Source organism: Commensalibacter sp. M0355 (assembly GCF_016101365.1).
GTDB lineage: Bacteria > Pseudomonadota > Alphaproteobacteria > Acetobacterales > Acetobacteraceae > Commensalibacter > Commensalibacter melissae.
In genome coordinates, this window is the sequence record NZ_JACFQQ010000006.1 from 1 (window position 1) to 15,942 (window position 15,942).

Below are 15,942 nucleotides of genomic sequence, written 5' to 3' on the forward strand. Positions count from 1 at the left end.
CGCCAATAACAAAAATAATAGGTTATCAAGACCTTACACCTTAAATAACCATAACCCAGCCCAATATATCCAAATCTCCGATTCCATCATTTTTAATTTTGTTAAATTATTTTTTTAAAAATTTTATTAATATTCATAATGTTATAAGAAACTACACTTACAGAATCAAATAAATGCCAAGCCTTTTATAAAGTAACCATGTTTTTTTAAATATATATGCCTTTAATAATTATTATTCTGTTTACAAAATGTTATAAATACGTAAATATTACTTATAAAGAATTATAAATATTAAATAAATGCAACGATATTGCGGAAATTGTTTCGAAACATTTTAGAAAGAATTAATATATAATGGCAGACAATAATAAATCCTCAAAAATAGAGGAAGAAATTATACAAGATAGAAATTATCATATTACTCGTAGAATGGTAACCATTCATAACCAGAATACCACCTTCGTCAATGCGACAATTCATGCTTATTATGACCAGGCAACCGGCAAAACAATGTACAAAGTCACCGGTGCTGATACTTGTTTTGGCGCACCTGATGGTATTTATGAAGGACCCATCAATATATCTGGAGGTAAATTAATTGTAGAGAATGGTGCGGTTGCCACTGATTTGATAGTAATTACCAGTGATGGACAATGGCCAACCGTTGACATTCAAAATGGTGGAATACTTCAAAATTCAAATGTTTATAACGCCTGGTTAAATATTGAAGATGGTGGTTTATCTCAAAACAACACGTATACATCAATAAATATGGCAGACATATGCAAGGGTATCCAAGGCATTTCAAAAAATGATACTTTTGGTGGATATAATAACGGGCAGATTTATGATTCACATCTTATCTCTGCTAATGGCGCCTATCATTTTACACCTGACAATGGCATTGTCAGTGGCTTCAATTTACTGAATAATGCCAAAATAATAAATCCTATTATCAAAGGTGAACCAACAGTTGGTAATTTCACATTAAATGGCGGTACAGAATTTGGTAACATAGATGTAAAAAATAATTATATAAATAATATAAACCAAACATTGGTAAGATCGAATGAAAATCCTGTTTTTATCGGTGGAGACTGGGTTGCAAGCCTAGATCCGGAAACTGGTAGAACAGTTTATACAAATAATATCACGAAAATTATCGTTGAAGGCCCTATCAATCTTGTGGACATTAATTCCTTGACCATCAATAAAGGAGCTGTTGTTGAACATCTCAGGGTAACAATAAATACAAGATCAGCTGATTCCACTATTAATAATTATGGGACTCTTAAGGATTCCATATTATCAAACAGCACCATTAATAATCACGTTGGCGCAGTAACAGAAAATAACACCTTTTATTCCATAAATTACAATGGCGCAAAAGGCTCTGTTACTAAGCATGATTTTTTCTATCAATCTGCCACCGCTCCTTTTTGCGCATCAGATTCGAACGGTCAGAACCGAGTTGTCGATTTAACACAAGGGGGTGTTTTTGATGGATCTTATGTTGGTGTTGACAAGAATGCCGGAACATACCAGGTATTGGTAAACGGTGGTATAATCAACAACCAGGACAATTCCGATCCTTGTTTCCTGGAAGGCACGATGATAGCCAGCCCCAAGGGTTTAATAGCCGTTGAACATATTAAAGAGGGGGACCAGATAATCACCTATCTTGACGGTAAAGAAAAACCGTCTCCTGTTATTTGGGTAGGTCATCGTACAATCAAAGTCAAAACAACCCTTAATGACGAGAATGCCGGATATCCTGTACGTATTATCAAAAATGCAATCGCTGATGGTGTTCCTTTTAAGGATATGTTGATTACAGCCGAACATTGCATGTTCTTTAGGAATCATTTCATTCCGGTTCGCATGCTGGTTAATGGATCCACCATCTTTTATGATCATTCCATTAAAGAATATACCTATTATCACATTGAAACTGAAGAACACGCAATCATCAAAGCTGATGGCGCTCTGACTGAAAGCTATCTGGATACAGGACATCGCTCCGTATTCAATCACGACCAAAAAGTGGTCAGCATTATCAATCGGGGAAAAAGCTGGAATATTGATTCAGCAGCTCCCTTGGGAACAACAAAAGAATTGGTTGAGCCTATTTTCAGTCACTTAATGGATAGGGCTAAAGATTTAGGTTATAAAATTGAACTGCCTGAAAAAAGCATCACCAATGACAGTGCATTGCGCCTGGTAACCAATACTGGAATAACTTTGACCAAACTATATCAAAAAGAAGGATATGTTGCTTTTAAGATTCCACCAGACACCGTATATGTACGTTTAGTTTCTCGTGCGAGCTGCCCAAACCGAGTTATCGGTCCCTACATTGATGACCGTCGCATACTCGGTGTTTTAATTGGAAATGTGACGCTTTTGCGTAAAAACCAAGCATTCTCCCTAACAGAGCACCTCTCCTCTCATACCTTGGATGGCTGGCATACACGGGAAAATGCCAATGCTCGCTGGACTAATGGTAATGCTGTAATAAATATTGACAATGGCAAAGCTGACAAACCCGGCATATTGATAATCCAAGTACTATCCCATGATTATTATATTAATGAAAAATCAGAGTATCAACAACAATTACATATAGCCTGATTTATTTAGAGTTTAAGATTTGGACAGTAATCAGTCCAAATCTTAATCGATATTAAATACACTCCTTGAACCATCTGACAAAATATTCGACACCGTTTTTTAGGTTTGTTTTGGGTAACCAGCCCGTTTTTTGTTTGATTTTGCTAATATCTGAAAGTGTCGCCTCAATATCCGTATTAGGACGAGTTACATAATTGATCAATGCTTTCTTACCGAGATAATTTTCCAAATATACAATAAGTTTTTCAACCCGTTCCTGACAATTATTCCCGATATTATATACGTCATAATCCTCCAGGGTGGAACAATCAAATAAACTTGTTAATGCACCCACTACATCATCAATATAGGTAAAATCACGTGAAAGATTATCCCCTGTATATAATGTGATTGGCTGTTGATGTTCAATTGCCCTTGCAAATATATAGTATGCCATATCAGGTCTACCCCATGGACCATATACTGTAAAAAACCGTAATCCCGTTTGTTTCAGGCCATAAACATGGCTGTAACTATAGGACAATAATTCGGCAGACCTTTTGGAAGCCGCGTAAACCGAACCCGGTTTATCGACGCGATCTTTTTCACTGAAAGGAATCTTTTTATTCAACCCATAGACGGAAGAAGATGAAGCGTAAAAAATGCGCTCCAGTTTTTCCAATCTACGTGCTTCCTCTAATATAACCAACTGTCCTGTAACATTGGTCTGGATATAGGCAAAAGGATTTTTCAGGGAATATCTTACCCCCGCTTGTGCAGCTAAATGAACTATATAATTAATATCTCTATATTTGTCGAATAATGAGGTTATCGCCTCTTGATCAGAAATATCAACTTGATGGAAAATAAAATTTTTATATTCTTTTAATCTGTCACATCGAGCATTTTTTAAACCGATGGAATAGTAATCATTAAGATTATCCAAACCAATAACCGTTTCACCACGTTCTAACAATTTTTTTGAAATATGAAAACCGATAAATCCTGCCGCACCCGTAATCAAAAAAATCACTTTTGAGCTCTTGTCACTTAAAATTATAAAAAACGGATTATAATCAGAATTTTCCCAGATCTTCAAGTCTGAAGCCCTGCTTAATTATTTTCTAAACACTTAACTTTACCATAAATAAATATTAATTAATTATTAAATATAATCGATAACTCATAATTAAAAATAAACTATTATTGTATCATTACTTAAAATATTTTATAATTCTTACAAATAATTATTTTAGGAGATAGTCTAATGACCAAAACAAAATACCCGCTACATCCTACTCGTAATAATTTGCATTCCAATACTAAAACCGTTGTTATCCAACTATTAAATGCCCGTCTTGCGGATGGTCTTGATATCGCGCTTATTACCAAACAGGCCCACTGGAATATGAAAGGGCACAATTTTATAGGTGTTCACAAAATGATGGATGATTTCCGCAATGAACAAAACGAGCTGAATGATAAAATGGCTGAAAGAATTGCCGCCATCGGTGGAACAGCCTTGGGAACAACTCAGGAAATCGCCAAGAATTCAAGCATTGCTGAATATCCAACAGATATCATCAGTGTCGATGACCATCTGACCGCACTTTCTGAACGATTTGCAATCTATGCCAATGCCCTTCGCAAAGCTATTGATGAAGCTGATGAGGCTGGTGATGCGGATACTTCTGACTTGTTTACCGAGGTGTCCCGTGCAATGGATCAACAACTATGGTTCCTGGAGGCACATAAACCCTATTCATCCAAGTTACACGCCAAGTAGCTTTTGTCTGAAATTTTGTTTTACATAATTTGTTTTATAATCTGCTGGTATTTTTTTCCAGCAGATTTTTTTATTTTCTAAACTGTTATTATTGATTTTGTACAGATTTTTTTTCATTTGATATGGAATTATCAAAAATTGCACTATCAACCACATCCCCTACCTTGATCCCCAATTTTTCTGTTATCCCACCTTTCAACTCCAAGGTGGCGATGACCGGACCCTGGCTACTGACAGGAGCCAAACTATATGGCACAGTATTTTCAGCAATTGCTTGAATATGATGATCCGCACCAATAAAAACCATATCCAGGGAAACAAGTGTATTTTTCATCCACATCATGCTACGTTGCGGGGCTGGCCACATAAACAACATTCCGCCATTTTCAGGAATTGAAGTTCTAAACATCTCCCCTACCTCTTGCTCTTTAGGGGTTTTCGCAACTTCTATTATAAAACTATGCTTTCTTCCATCTTTAGAGGAAATTGTCAGAGGTTCTTTTGCCAATTCAGCCTGCGCTTTATTTATTACATGATCGGGATTTTCTGCAACAACCTCCCGGCTCATTCCTGTAAATAATCCTACAATTCCTACTAATACTGAACTATAGCGGAAAAAAATTTTTTTCATTTTAGACATCCTGAATTTTTAAGTTAATAATGGATTAGTCTTTTTTTCAACACCAATGGTGCTACCCATTCCATGCCCGGGTATAAAGTAAATATCATCTCCCAATGTTAATAAACGCTCTTTGATGCTTTTGATCAGCAGAGCTCCATTACCATATTCCCAATCAGAACGTCCTATCGTGCCCTTGAAAAGAGTATCTCCGGTAATTAACAAACGTGCAGAGGGTTCAAAATAAACTATATGACCTGGCGTATGACCAGGAATATGAATAACTTCAAAATTTATTCCATCAAATGTCAAACGCTCTTTATCCTTTAAAAAACGCGATGGTTTAACATCTCGAATCTCTGAAGTGGGAAAACCGAAATGGTTACAGTTTTCAACAACTTTACTTAACAAGAACAAATCCTCTTTTGATGGACCAAGAAGAGGAACCGCCCTATTATATATTTGCCCAAGTTTTTCCTGTAACAACATAGCCCCACCAACATGATCAAAATGACCATGCGTTAACAAAATAGCCTGTATATCTATATGATTGGTTTGAATTGCAGAAAGAATCGTATCAACATATGCACCCGGATCTATTGCAACTCCAATATTATTATCCTTGTTCCAAACTAGTGTACAATTTTGATAGATGGGTGTAACCGGAATAATTTCTATTTTCAAACTAGACATTTCTAAAAACAAAGCGTGTTCACCCTCAATATTTATAGCTTGTTACTTCAACAATATTCATTCTTTATACAAATATAAATAAATATTCAAATAATAACCTTAACCATACGATCGTTGCTATTTTGCACCATAACAGAACACATTTGGAGAAATTTTTCTAAAAAAATAAAAAACTCCCAAATTAATATTGCCCTTGATATACAGATCAGTATAAGTAAATTTTGTTCGTCGTAAAATCCAAGCCCTAACCTACCAGGATTCCAATGGAAAAGATTCAACCAGTTATTCCCAGAAGAATTAAAATTCTACTTTTTTCCCTTGTATCTTTTTACACTGTGTCAACAAATGTCGAGGCACGTTCCCCTGTTCATCATACACATAAAAGAATCCATAAAAAAGCGAATGTTCACAAGGTTTCTGCCACTCATCATACAAGAAATTCACATTTCAGAACCCGAACCTATAAATTCAAACACAAATCTTATGGTCATGTCATCCAGTGTGTCGCTTTTGCCCGGTCCGCTTCTGACATTCAGCTGAAGGGAAATGCAAGGGACTGGTGGAATAATGCGGAAGGCGTCTATAAACGTGGAAACACTCCGGAAGCAAATAGTGTTTTGAGTTTTCGTCCAACCAGAAGAATGCCCCTGGGACATGTTGCCGTCGTAAAACAAGTGGTTGATTCGCGAACAATCATAATCGACCAATCTCATTGGGCGCAAAGAGGCATCAGTCATAATACACCTGTCATAGACGTATCCGCAAACAATGACTGGTCAGCCGTTCGTGTGGCTTTAAATGGCAATAAAAATGCCTTTGGAAGTATCTATCCTACTCATGGATTTATATATCCATCCACTCAGGAAACAACCCACCCTATTATTCGTGAAAATACAAAAGGAAATATACGGACGTGGACAGCTGACGCCGCTACAGCAAAAACGACAACTGAAGTTGCATTGGCGCCAAACATTTCTGACAGTGATCTCTTTGGATCTGACGCCCCTAACCGCTCTTTAAAATAGTCTACGGACGACCCTGTCGGTGATAGGGGTGTCCCGACAAGATCATTTGAGCCCTGTAGATTTGTTCAGTTAACAAGATTCTGGCGATCATATGAGGCCAGGTTAACTTTCCCAAGGAAATAACAGAGTGAGAGGTCTTGATTGCAGAAGCGTGCAATCCCTCTGCCCCGCCAATTAAAAATGAAATTGATTTAGATAATTCCAAACACTTTTGCATATGCATTGCAAAATCAAAACTGTTATAACTTTTTCCACCCTCATCCAAACTAATGATCAAAGATTTTTCTGGAACTGCCTTCAAAAGATTTTGAGCGTCCTTTATCTTGGTCTCAATAGGCTGACCTTTGCTTTCATTAATTTCGATTAGATCCAAACTGGGACGAATACGTTTGGCATAACGATTGAATAAATCCAGTTCTGCCCTATCCCGCATTTTGCCAATGGCAATAATTGAAAACATAGAAAAATTAGACTTGATCAGGTTCAGAAAATTTAGGAATTTCAACCCCCCAAATACGTTCAATATTATAATATTCTCTTGCCTCTGCTCGAAACAAATGAACTATAATATCTCCTGTATCTAATAAAACCCAATCACTGCTTTTTTCTATTGCGATCTTTCTGATTCCCTGTTCATACAAAATCTTGTCAAGATGTTCAGCCATTGCCATGATCTGGCGATCCACCATACCTGTTGCAATAACCATACGATCTGCAAATGAAGCTTTTCCCACCAAATCAATGACAACAATATTCTCCGCCTTATCTCCTTCCAAAGATTCAATAATCAAATTGACGCATTTCTGCAATTTTTCAATATCTATAATCGTTTTGTCATTGATATCATGTTGTTGTCTGTTTTGTTGTAATGTTTCCGATAAATTATTTTGATTCATTAATAACCCTATTTCTATTGTTTAATATTTACATGTAACCGTTATAAACCTGATCTTCCTTGAGCCCTTAAAACTGTGGCTGAAATTTTGTTTTCTGGAGATGGAACAAATACCCAAGCTGGCGGCTTATAACTTGCCAAAACCGAAGCTTTCTGTGAGGACAATCGATATGAACGGGCCCATTGTGCAGCCTTTCCGTTTAAAGCCTTATAAATATAAGGAGGGCGTGGAAAAATTGCTATAGGCACGAGCCGTAAAATCTTTTGCCATCTTGACCAGAATGCCATTTGTGACAATCCATCAGCGCCCATCAGCCAAACAAATTTACAATTTGGGAAGCGCTGATATAATTTTTTCAACGTATCGTAACTATACCGTGTATGTAACCGACTTTCTATATCTGTCGCAATGATATGCCGACCATCAACGCATTTTTGTACCCCTTGAAAACGTTCCGAAAAAGAAGCCATTTCTTTTCCGGTTTTCAAAGGATTTCCCGGAGATACCATCAACCATACCTGATCCAATTGTAAAATGGTAAAAGCCCGACGAGCCAGTTGTAAATGACCACTATGAACAGGATTAAAGGATCCGCCTAATAATCCAACCTTTATATTTCTCTGATCACCCCATGTCGGTATTGATATCATACAGGTCTCACCTGTCCATTTCCAATAACGTCATAACGATAACTTGTTAATTGTTCAACTCCAACAGGTCCTCGTGCATGTAAACGACCTGTAGCAATGCCAATTTCGGCTCCAAACCCAAATTCACCTCCATCACAAAATTGTGTGGAGGCATTCCACATAACAACAGCACTCTCAACATGATCCATAAAATAACGGGCAACCTCTTTATCCTCGGTTAAAATAGCCTCGGTATGTCCACTACCATATTTTAATATATGCTGAATTGCCTGATAAATATTTTTAACTACCTTAACTGATAACACCGAATCCAGCCATTCTGTGGCAAAATCATTTTCCTTTGCCACACCGATACGGGAATCAATTTTCACTGCCATAGTGTCTCCGACCAGACGGCATCCCAACTCAATTAAATCATCGGCTAATTTGGGTAAATATTGTCTGGCTACCGCTTGATCAATCAATAAAGTTTCAGTGGCACCACAAATCCCTGTTCGACGCATTTTTGCATTTATTAAAACAGCACGTGATTTCTCGAAATCCGCTAATCCATGTATATAGGTGTGACATAATCCAGCTGCATGAGCCAAAACAGGTATACGGGCTTCTTTCTGAATGAATTCAACAAGGGATCGTCCCCCACGAGGGATTAAAACATCAATTAATCCAACGGCCTGCAACATGTCTTTCACATGTTGACGATTATTATCCGGTGCCATGGCTATTATATCAGGATCAAGGCCGGCTTCCTGAACACCCTTTTGCATGGCCTGATGGATTAGAATTGCCGTTTGATAGCATTCGGAACCACCTCGTAATATAACACCATTACCAGATTTGATACAAATACCTGCCGCATCAGCACCAACATTCGGACGGCTTTCATAAATCATGCCAATAACACCCAGAGGGACAGTAACTCGTCTAATTTCCAGTCCATTTGGTCTTGTCCAGCAAGCCTGTTCTTTTCCTAAAGGATCAGGTAACATCGCAATCGCCTCCAAGCCATGCGCCATTGCCTCCAACCGGTTTTCATTCAATGTCATACGATCCTTAAAGGCTTCACCAACTTCTGTTTTCTCCACTTCCTCGGAATTAACAGACAGGATGGCATTCATTGAAGCACGCAGCGCTTCTGCTGCACAAAGCAAAGCTTTGTTACGCTGTTGAAGTGAGCTGTGAGCCAATGAATAAGAAGCTTTTTTAACCTTTCTAGCCAATTGTTGGATCGAGTTCGATTGAGATAAGGTAGAATTACGATTCACTCCACCTACTCCTTAATAATTTTAAACAAATAAATTATTGCAGATTATACATTAAATCTGAACAATAAAATATCTCCATCATGAACGATATAGTCTTTTCCTTCAATTCGAACTTTACCGGCCTCTTTTGCTCCAGCTTCCCCCTTATATTTAACATAATCATCATAAGCGATCGTTTCACAGGCAATAAATCCCCGTTCAAAGTCATTGTGAATAACTGCCGCCGCTTGCGGGGCCTTGGTTCCTTCTGAAATTGTCCAAGCACGGGTTTCTTTTGGACCACATGTAAAATAGGTAATCAGATTTAACAATCTGTATCCTGCAGCAATAACACGATCGAGACCACTATTTTCCAAGCCCAGACCCAATAAAAATTCTGTCTGATCCTCTTTACCCAACTGACTGACCTCTGCCTCGATATCAGCAGAAACAATAACGACTTCAGCCCCCTGTTTTCTTGCCATTTCAATAACCTGCCGAGAATACCCGTTTCCAGTTGCGGCGGCTTCTTCGTTAACATTACACACATATAAAACAGGTTTGCTCGTTAGAAGCTGTAATCGGGCAATGGCCTTCTCCTCGCCAACAGGAATGACATTCCTAACCGGCTTACCATCCTGCAGGGCCTTGATCAAAGGTTCAATTAATTCAAGAGTGGCCTGAGCCTCTTTATCATTTCCTCTGGCTTTTTTCTGTAAAGCAACCGTTCTTTTTTCTAAACTTTCCAAATCTGCAATCATCAACTCTGTCTCGATAATTTCAGCATCCCGAATAGGATTCACAGACCCTTCAACATGCGTGATATCATCGTTTTCAAAACAACGCAGAACATGGATAATTGCATCAACCTCTCGGATATTCGCCAAAAACTGGTTTCCGAGCCCTTCTCCACGTGAAGCTCCCTTAACCAGACCTGCAATATCAACAAATTCCAAGCTTGTGGGAATAATTTTTTGAGAATGCGTAATTTCTGATAAAATAGTCAAACGCGGGTCGGGGACAGCAACCCGTCCAACATTAGGTTCAATGGTGCAAAATGGATAATTCGCCGATTGAGCGGCAACCGTTGCCGTTAACGCATTAAATAATGTTGATTTTCCAACATTAGGCAATCCAACAATACCGCAATTAAACCCCATATCTTTTTTTATCCTTTTAACAATAAAGCCACTTTGGATAGATAAGCGTCCATTTTTCGTTCAGTTAACAATGATGCCTTTTCCGCAACTGCATCAATAAATGGATCAAGCCATTCCCTATCCTGTTTTGAAAAATCTCCCAAGACATAACGTACAACTTGAGATCTGTCTTCTGGATGCCCTATCCCCAAACGCACACGCCAATAGTCCTGACTGCCAAGCATTTTATCCGTAGAACGCAAACCATTATGACCAGCCGCCCCTCCCCCTTTTTTAATCCGTATCTTGGCAGGGACCAAATCCATTTCATCATGAAATACAAAAAGGTTATCAAGTGGAATTTTATAAAAAGCGATACAAGGCTGAATACTTTCACCAGAAAGATTCATATAGGTCATAGGTTTTAGTAAAAGGATTTTTTCACCCTTTATAACACCTTCGGCAATTTCGCCCTTAAACCGCTTACGCCATGGAGAAAATCCATGACGTTCAGCAATTCGATCTATCGCCATAAAACCGATATTATGACGATTTGCCTGCATCCCAGGCTCGGGATTTCCAAGCCCAGCCCACAGTAACATGATCTATTCTTTCATTAAATTATTCTTCAGTAGAAACTTCGGCCGTTTTTTCTTCAGATGTTTCTTCCGAAGTTTCTTCACTTGTTTCAACTGCAACGGTTGGCGGCGCAATAGTTGCAATTACAAAATCTTCTTCATGCTGATTTGTATGCGTAACTTTATCCGCACCTTTTAAATCAGACCAACGAATATTATCGTGAATATCCAATTTGGAAAGATCAGCAATAAAGGCTTCTGGAATATGTTCAACGTCACAGTTTACTTCAACAGAATGTTGAACGATATTTACAACACCACCACGTTTTACACCAGGGGCGATTTCTTCACCTTCAAAAGTGACCGGTATTTCAACGCGAATATGCTGACCAGCAACCATACGTTGGAAATCCACATGTAATGGTCGATCGGTTACGGGATGTAATTGCACGGCACGCATCAAGGCAACTGTTCTCTTATCATCAACCATCAATTGATACAGTTGAGAGCGCCATCCTGATTTTCCCAATTCACGCATAACAAGACGCGGATCAAGGGCAATCATGGCTGGTTCTGATTTGCCACCATATACAACAGCAGGAACCAGTCCCTCACGACGGGTTGCGCGCGCTGCCCCCTTACCAGCCTTCGCACGCATCGATACTTTTAATTCAACAAAATTTCTTGCCACGTTATAACTCCTAGTAAATAAGGCAAAACTGAAACATCAACCTCCAGGGGTGTTGATGCACTATCCTCTTTACCTAATAAACTTGAAAAGTGCAAATATCTTTCTAAATTAATTGAAGATTTTAAGTAAAATACAAATTGATTTTCTTTCTTGTTGAAAATAATAATTACAATCATTCTCAAATTATGCAAGAAAATCTGATCTATGCGATTTAATCATTTTACCGTAACATTCTCTTTATTAATCGTTTCTACAACAATTTTTGCAGACCCAATAGCCTATTCCAAGGAAGATCAAGAAAACAAGGATAATGAAAAAATAACCGTCGTTGGCAAACGCAATTACAATCCATTCGTTGAAACCAATTCTGATGTTGCTACCAAGACAAACAGTCCATTAAGAAAAGTTCCCCAATCCATTACCGTCATCACCCGCAAACAGATGGATGACCAAAATGCCAGGACCGTTTCAGATGCACTTGCATATAGTGCGGGTATTTCTGCAGGAAGTCGGCCAGGCGGACGGTTTGATAGTATCTATTTAAGAGGGTTTGGAGGATTTGGGGGAAATGCCAATTATGTCCAGTTCCTTGATGGTCTTCGTCTTTTACGTGGCATGTCATATGCCGTTCCTTCCTTTGATGAATATTTAATGCAAAGCGTTGAAGTTCTGCGCGGACCCGCCTCCGTACTTTATGGACAGGCCAGCCCAGGCGGTTTTGTAAATATGACCATGAAACAAGCACGTCCCGTAGACTCTTATGAAATGAGGGCAAGTGGTGCCTCCTTTAATTATGGAGACATTATGGGTGATGCTGGCGGTTCTTTAAACAAAGACAAGACACTTTCCTATAGGGTAACAGCTGTGGGACGGTATGGAGATACACAGGTTGATTTTGCCAAGGAACGCCATATCGCCATTATGCCCCAGATCAGTTGGCAAGCCACTGATGATACTTCTGTATCCATGCGTTTCTTATATCAGTATGATCCAAATAGCCTTTATGGTATCGCACTTCCCGCGTCAGGTACAGTTCTGCCAAATCGACATGGAAAGATTTCAACACATCTTAACACCAGTGAACCTGATTTTGATCAGTATCATCGTTCTCAATATATGTTTGAATACAATCTAACCCATGATTTTACGGATTTTATTCAATTCAATCAGAAATTCAGATACCTGCATCTTGATTCAGATTTCCGATCCATTTCTATCAAGGGACTTGCCAGTGATCAGGCAACTGTATCAAGAATGGCGACAATATCAAATGAACATTTGAACAGTTATAATATCGACAGTAACCTTCAGTTTCATGTTGATACAGGGAATGTAAAACATATACTGATTACAGGAATTGATTATCTGCTTGCAGATTCCAAACGTGCCTTGGGCAATACGGCCATTTCAAGCCTTGATTTGTTCAATCCTGTTTATGGCGCACGTTTTACACCCCTAATCACTTCATACGGAACACAATCCCAGAACCAGTTGGGTGTTTACATTCAAGATCAAGCAAATTACAAAAACTGGTCGTTTATTATGGGTGGGCGATATGACTGGGTCGGCACCTCGACCAATTTCAAATATGGCGGAAAATCAGCCTCTAATTTTGATCGAGCTGTAACCTATCGCGGCGGTATCGTTTACAATTTTCAAAATGGAATTTCACCCTATTTCTCCTATTCCACCTCTTTCATGCCTACACCCGGGACAACCTTTGCAGGTAAGGCTTTTAAACCTACTAAGGGAGATCAATATGAAGTCGGGATCAAATACCAGCCTAATAACAATATCATGGTGACAGGTTCTGCCTATACCATTTCACAAGAGAATGTAACCACAACCGATCCGGAACATACAACCTACAATATTCAGACAGGCAGAACACGATCCCGCGGCTTTGAATTGGAAGCTCGTGCAATATTATTGCCGGGACTGAATCTTATCGCCAGCTATGCCTACAATGATATCCAGATCCGTGCTGACACAAATAAAAACAATATCGGTAACCGCCCCTTGGGAGCTCCTGCCAATCTGGTTTCTGGATGGATAACATATGATCTGCAACAGGGGATGTTCAAGGGTGTTGGAATTGGCGGTGGCATTCGTTACAATGGTTATACATTCGGGGATAATGCCAACAGTTTTAAGGTCCCAAGCTTTGTCATTGGTGATATGCAGGTACATTATGACCTTAAAAACAGCTTTCCCACAATTAACAGCACCTTATTACAGCTGAATATAACCAATATTGCTGATAAAAAATATGTTGTTGCTTGCGCATCAAAAGTTAACTGTTTTTATGGAACACGTCGCGTTATAATGGGACAGGTAAGAGCACAATGGTAATATGCTCTTTTCATTATCAAATAATATAATGGATATAATCTTATGATACGCCTCTGGTTCTATCTGACACTAGTCTGTCTGAATTTCCTGTTATTCAGTCCGGTAAAGGCAATTAACAGTAATTCTACCCTTGCTGGCCTTTCCACCGAACCCTTAACAATCAACGATACTATTACTTTTAACCTGCAAAATAAAAAGACATCACAAATTTATAAGATTTTTGCCTCTATTCCAAAAGAACCACCCCCAGAAGATGGTTATCCAATCATTTATATCACAGATGCCAACAGTATTTTTGACACGGTTCGGGAAACAATAAGATCCTATGAAAAGCGTCCGGATAACATCCATAAAAATCATGCTGTTCTTGTTGGAATTGGCTATCCTCCAGATCAAAATATTCTTAAATTGCGAACTTATGATTTAACACCACCGCAAAATACCTTGAACCCCATTTTATACAAAACTGGAGGGGCTGATTATTTTTATCATTTCATCCAAGATGATCTGAAACCCCTACTGGATAAACATCTTAAAATTAATCACCATAAACAAGCCATCTTCGGTCACTCTTTTGGTGGATTATTTACAATATATAATCTTATCTATCATCCAGATTCCTATCAGATTTATATAGCCGCAAGTCCTTCTTTATGGCTTGATCCAAGCATTATTGACAAGCATACCCAATCTTTTAAATCCAGTCTTGACGTTCATAAACTACATCCAACCCTATCCCTATCCGTTGGAGAGTATGAACAGAAATTTCCTAATTATTGGCAATCAATTCCTCAAGTCGCAAAAATAAAACAACAGCTTCTTAGAAAACAGCAAGTTTCTCGTATTCTGGCAGCTTGTGAAACATTTAAAAAAATAGATGATCTTTCAACAACATGCACAAAATTTGAAAATGAAGATCATCAAAGTGTAATTCCCGCGTCAATCGGGCGAGCCGTTGCAATCATCTTTCGATCATTTGCACAATAAATACCCTATCCAGGAAAGAAAAAATTGTATCACCCTTTCCAGTCCAACTCTATCAGGCTTCCAGAGAAACAGGATCCAAAGACCAGGACTTACCTCCCTGAAAGGGAGGACAAGCACATAAAGGTTGTGCATTGGCCAATCTTACATTAGGTTTTAATCCCATCATATAACGCAAGGAACGGAAAACACCTCCATGCGCAATAATCAAAACATGACCATCACCAGCTTTCAGTATAGAACGGTTTACAGCGTCGCTAATCCTTTTACATAAAACATGAAAAGGCTCGGCACCTTTTGGCGTAAATTCACCTGAAATCCATTTGTCATACCATGGTCCCATAGGTTTTTGCTCCTCTTCACCAAAACACACCTCCTTGAGCCCATCATCCAATTCCAATGGTAATTGGACACCAACTTTGTCATAAATGATTGATTTCACAATATCTGCTGTACGTCTTGCCCTTCCAAGAGGTGAACTTATAATCTGAGTAATGGATAACTCTAAATTGTTCCAGTTTCTAGCCAACGCATTCCCTGCGGTTATGGCCTGTTTAATGCCGGTATTATTCAAAGGTATATCTGTTCTACCCTGAGACAGATTTGATACATTCCAATCTGTTTGCCCATGACGAAGATACCAGTAGGGTCGATGCAGTAAAGGAGACATAATGA

General features: G+C 38.6%; 16 protein-coding genes. 5 read left to right on the plus strand and 11 right to left on the minus strand.

Features of this window, described 5'->3' with window-relative positions; translation table 11 throughout:
- Positions 1 to 354: 354 nt before the first annotated feature.
- A complete protein-coding gene (locus H3T44_RS08360; RefSeq protein WP_198196910.1) occupies positions 355 to 2,631 on the plus strand; it encodes a Hint domain-containing protein in 2,277 nt (758 codons plus the stop codon).
- Between the two features lie 52 nt (positions 2,632 to 2,683).
- On the opposite strand, the gene H3T44_RS08365 is transcribed toward H3T44_RS08360, so the two are convergent.
- A complete protein-coding gene (locus H3T44_RS08365) occupies positions 2,684 to 3,643 on the minus strand; it encodes an SDR family NAD(P)-dependent oxidoreductase (protein ID WP_198196909.1) in 960 nt (319 codons plus the stop codon).
- A 234-nt stretch (positions 3,644 to 3,877) separates the two neighbouring features.
- On the opposite strand from H3T44_RS08365, the gene dps reads away from it, so the two are divergent.
- Positions 3,878 to 4,396, plus strand: a complete 519-nt coding sequence (gene dps / locus H3T44_RS08370; protein WP_198196908.1) for a DNA starvation/stationary phase protection protein Dps — start codon at positions 3,878 to 3,880, stop codon at positions 4,394 to 4,396.
- Between the two features lie 88 nt (positions 4,397 to 4,484).
- Here dps and H3T44_RS08375 read toward each other — a convergent pair whose 3' ends face one another.
- Complete coding sequence (locus tag H3T44_RS08375; RefSeq protein ID WP_155571598.1) at positions 4,485 to 4,964, minus strand: DUF192 domain-containing protein; 480 nt, start codon at positions 4,962 to 4,964, stop codon at positions 4,485 to 4,487.
- Between the two features lie 81 nt (positions 4,965 to 5,045).
- Positions 5,046 to 5,708: an MBL fold metallo-hydrolase gene (locus tag H3T44_RS08380; protein WP_155564928.1), complete on the minus strand. Its 663-nt coding sequence runs from the start codon at positions 5,706 to 5,708 to the stop codon at positions 5,046 to 5,048.
- A 263-nt stretch (positions 5,709 to 5,971) separates the two neighbouring features.
- Here H3T44_RS08380 and H3T44_RS08385 point away from each other — a divergent pair, with 263 nt between their 5' ends.
- Positions 5,972 to 6,733 (plus strand): CHAP domain-containing protein, encoded by a 762-nt coding sequence (locus H3T44_RS08385; protein ID WP_155564927.1) that lies wholly within the window; start codon positions 5,972 to 5,974, stop codon positions 6,731 to 6,733.
- A 1-nt stretch (position 6,734) separates the two neighbouring features.
- Here H3T44_RS08385 and H3T44_RS08390 read toward each other — a convergent pair whose 3' ends face one another.
- Genes H3T44_RS08390 through H3T44_RS08420 form a run of 7 tightly spaced genes read right to left on the minus strand, consistent with a single transcriptional unit; the run spans position 6,735 to position 11,931 of the window.
- Complete coding sequence (locus H3T44_RS08390) at positions 6,735 to 7,193, minus strand: 23S rRNA (pseudouridine(1915)-N(3))-methyltransferase RlmH (RefSeq protein WP_198185571.1); 459 nt, start codon at positions 7,191 to 7,193, stop codon at positions 6,735 to 6,737.
- Positions 7,194 to 7,200: 7 nt separating this feature from the next.
- The gene (gene rsfS, locus H3T44_RS08395; protein WP_198196906.1) at positions 7,201 to 7,629 is read right to left on the minus strand and encodes a ribosome silencing factor; all 429 of its coding nucleotides are present in this window, start codon (positions 7,627 to 7,629) and stop codon (positions 7,201 to 7,203) included.
- Positions 7,630 to 7,670: 41 nt separating this feature from the next.
- The gene (locus H3T44_RS08400) at positions 7,671 to 8,279 is read right to left on the minus strand and encodes a nicotinate-nucleotide adenylyltransferase (RefSeq protein ID WP_155567624.1); all 609 of its coding nucleotides are present in this window, start codon (positions 8,277 to 8,279) and stop codon (positions 7,671 to 7,673) included.
- Positions 8,276 to 9,544: a glutamate-5-semialdehyde dehydrogenase gene (locus tag H3T44_RS08405; protein WP_198196905.1), complete on the minus strand. Its 1,269-nt coding sequence runs from the start codon at positions 9,542 to 9,544 to the stop codon at positions 8,276 to 8,278. Before H3T44_RS08405 ends, H3T44_RS08400 begins: the two co-directional genes overlap by 4 nt.
- A gap of 44 nt (positions 9,545 to 9,588) precedes the next feature.
- On the minus strand, positions 9,589 to 10,683 hold the full coding sequence (gene ychF / locus H3T44_RS08410) for a redox-regulated ATPase YchF (RefSeq protein ID WP_198196904.1): 1,095 nt from the start codon (positions 10,681 to 10,683) through the stop codon (positions 9,589 to 9,591).
- An 8-nt stretch (positions 10,684 to 10,691) separates the two neighbouring features.
- On the minus strand, positions 10,692 to 11,264 hold the full coding sequence (gene pth, locus H3T44_RS08415; protein WP_110439578.1) for an aminoacyl-tRNA hydrolase: 573 nt from the start codon (positions 11,262 to 11,264) through the stop codon (positions 10,692 to 10,694).
- 19 nt (positions 11,265 to 11,283) lie between these two features.
- Positions 11,284 to 11,931, minus strand: a complete 648-nt coding sequence (locus H3T44_RS08420) for a 50S ribosomal protein L25/general stress protein Ctc (RefSeq protein WP_255412384.1) — start codon at positions 11,929 to 11,931, stop codon at positions 11,284 to 11,286.
- 204 nt (positions 11,932 to 12,135) lie between these two features.
- On the opposite strand from H3T44_RS08420, the gene H3T44_RS08425 reads away from it, so the two are divergent.
- The gene (locus tag H3T44_RS08425) at positions 12,136 to 14,283 is read left to right on the plus strand and encodes a TonB-dependent siderophore receptor (protein ID WP_198196903.1); all 2,148 of its coding nucleotides are present in this window, start codon (positions 12,136 to 12,138) and stop codon (positions 14,281 to 14,283) included.
- 42 nt (positions 14,284 to 14,325) lie between these two features.
- Entirely contained in the window at positions 14,326 to 15,270 is a 945-nt protein-coding gene (locus H3T44_RS08430; RefSeq protein ID WP_198196902.1) for an alpha/beta hydrolase, read from the plus strand.
- A gap of 52 nt (positions 15,271 to 15,322) precedes the next feature.
- On the opposite strand, the gene H3T44_RS08435 is transcribed toward H3T44_RS08430, so the two are convergent.
- Complete coding sequence (locus tag H3T44_RS08435) at positions 15,323 to 15,937, minus strand: histidine phosphatase family protein (RefSeq protein WP_198196901.1); 615 nt, start codon at positions 15,935 to 15,937, stop codon at positions 15,323 to 15,325.
- Positions 15,938 to 15,942: the final 5 nt, after the last annotated feature.

What these genes read in the sequence shown, in the direction of transcription:
- pth (WP_110439578.1), bottom strand. Translation starts at nt 11,264, where the DNA reads ATGTTACTGTGGGCTGGGCTTGGAAATCCCGAGCCTGGGATGCAGGCA.
- H3T44_RS08390 (WP_198185571.1), bottom strand. Translation starts at nt 7,193, where the DNA reads ATGTTTTCAATTATTGCCATTGGCAAAATGCGGGATAGGGCAGAACTG.
- H3T44_RS08360 (WP_198196910.1), top strand. Translation starts at nt 355, where the DNA reads ATGGCAGACAATAATAAATCCTCAAAAATAGAGGAAGAAATTATACAA.
- ychF (WP_198196904.1), bottom strand. Translation starts at nt 10,683, where the DNA reads ATGGGGTTTAATTGCGGTATTGTTGGATTGCCTAATGTTGGAAAATCA.
- H3T44_RS08430 (WP_198196902.1), top strand. Translation starts at nt 14,326, where the DNA reads ATGATACGCCTCTGGTTCTATCTGACACTAGTCTGTCTGAATTTCCTG.
- H3T44_RS08400 (WP_155567624.1), bottom strand. Translation starts at nt 8,279, where the DNA reads ATGATATCAATACCGACATGGGGTGATCAGAGAAATATAAAGGTTGGA.
- rsfS (WP_198196906.1), bottom strand. Translation starts at nt 7,629, where the DNA reads ATGAATCAAAATAATTTATCGGAAACATTACAACAAAACAGACAACAA.
- H3T44_RS08380 (WP_155564928.1), bottom strand. Translation starts at nt 5,708, where the DNA reads ATGTCTAGTTTGAAAATAGAAATTATTCCGGTTACACCCATCTATCAA.
- H3T44_RS08435 (WP_198196901.1), bottom strand. Translation starts at nt 15,937, where the DNA reads ATGTCTCCTTTACTGCATCGACCCTACTGGTATCTTCGTCATGGGCAA.
- H3T44_RS08375 (WP_155571598.1), bottom strand. Translation starts at nt 4,964, where the DNA reads ATGAGCCGGGAGGTTGTTGCAGAAAATCCCGATCATGTAATAAATAAA.
- H3T44_RS08425 (WP_198196903.1), top strand. Translation starts at nt 12,136, where the DNA reads ATGCGATTTAATCATTTTACCGTAACATTCTCTTTATTAATCGTTTCT.
- H3T44_RS08385 (WP_155564927.1), top strand. Translation starts at nt 5,972, where the DNA reads ATGGAAAAGATTCAACCAGTTATTCCCAGAAGAATTAAAATTCTACTT.
- dps (WP_198196908.1), top strand. Translation starts at nt 3,878, where the DNA reads ATGACCAAAACAAAATACCCGCTACATCCTACTCGTAATAATTTGCAT.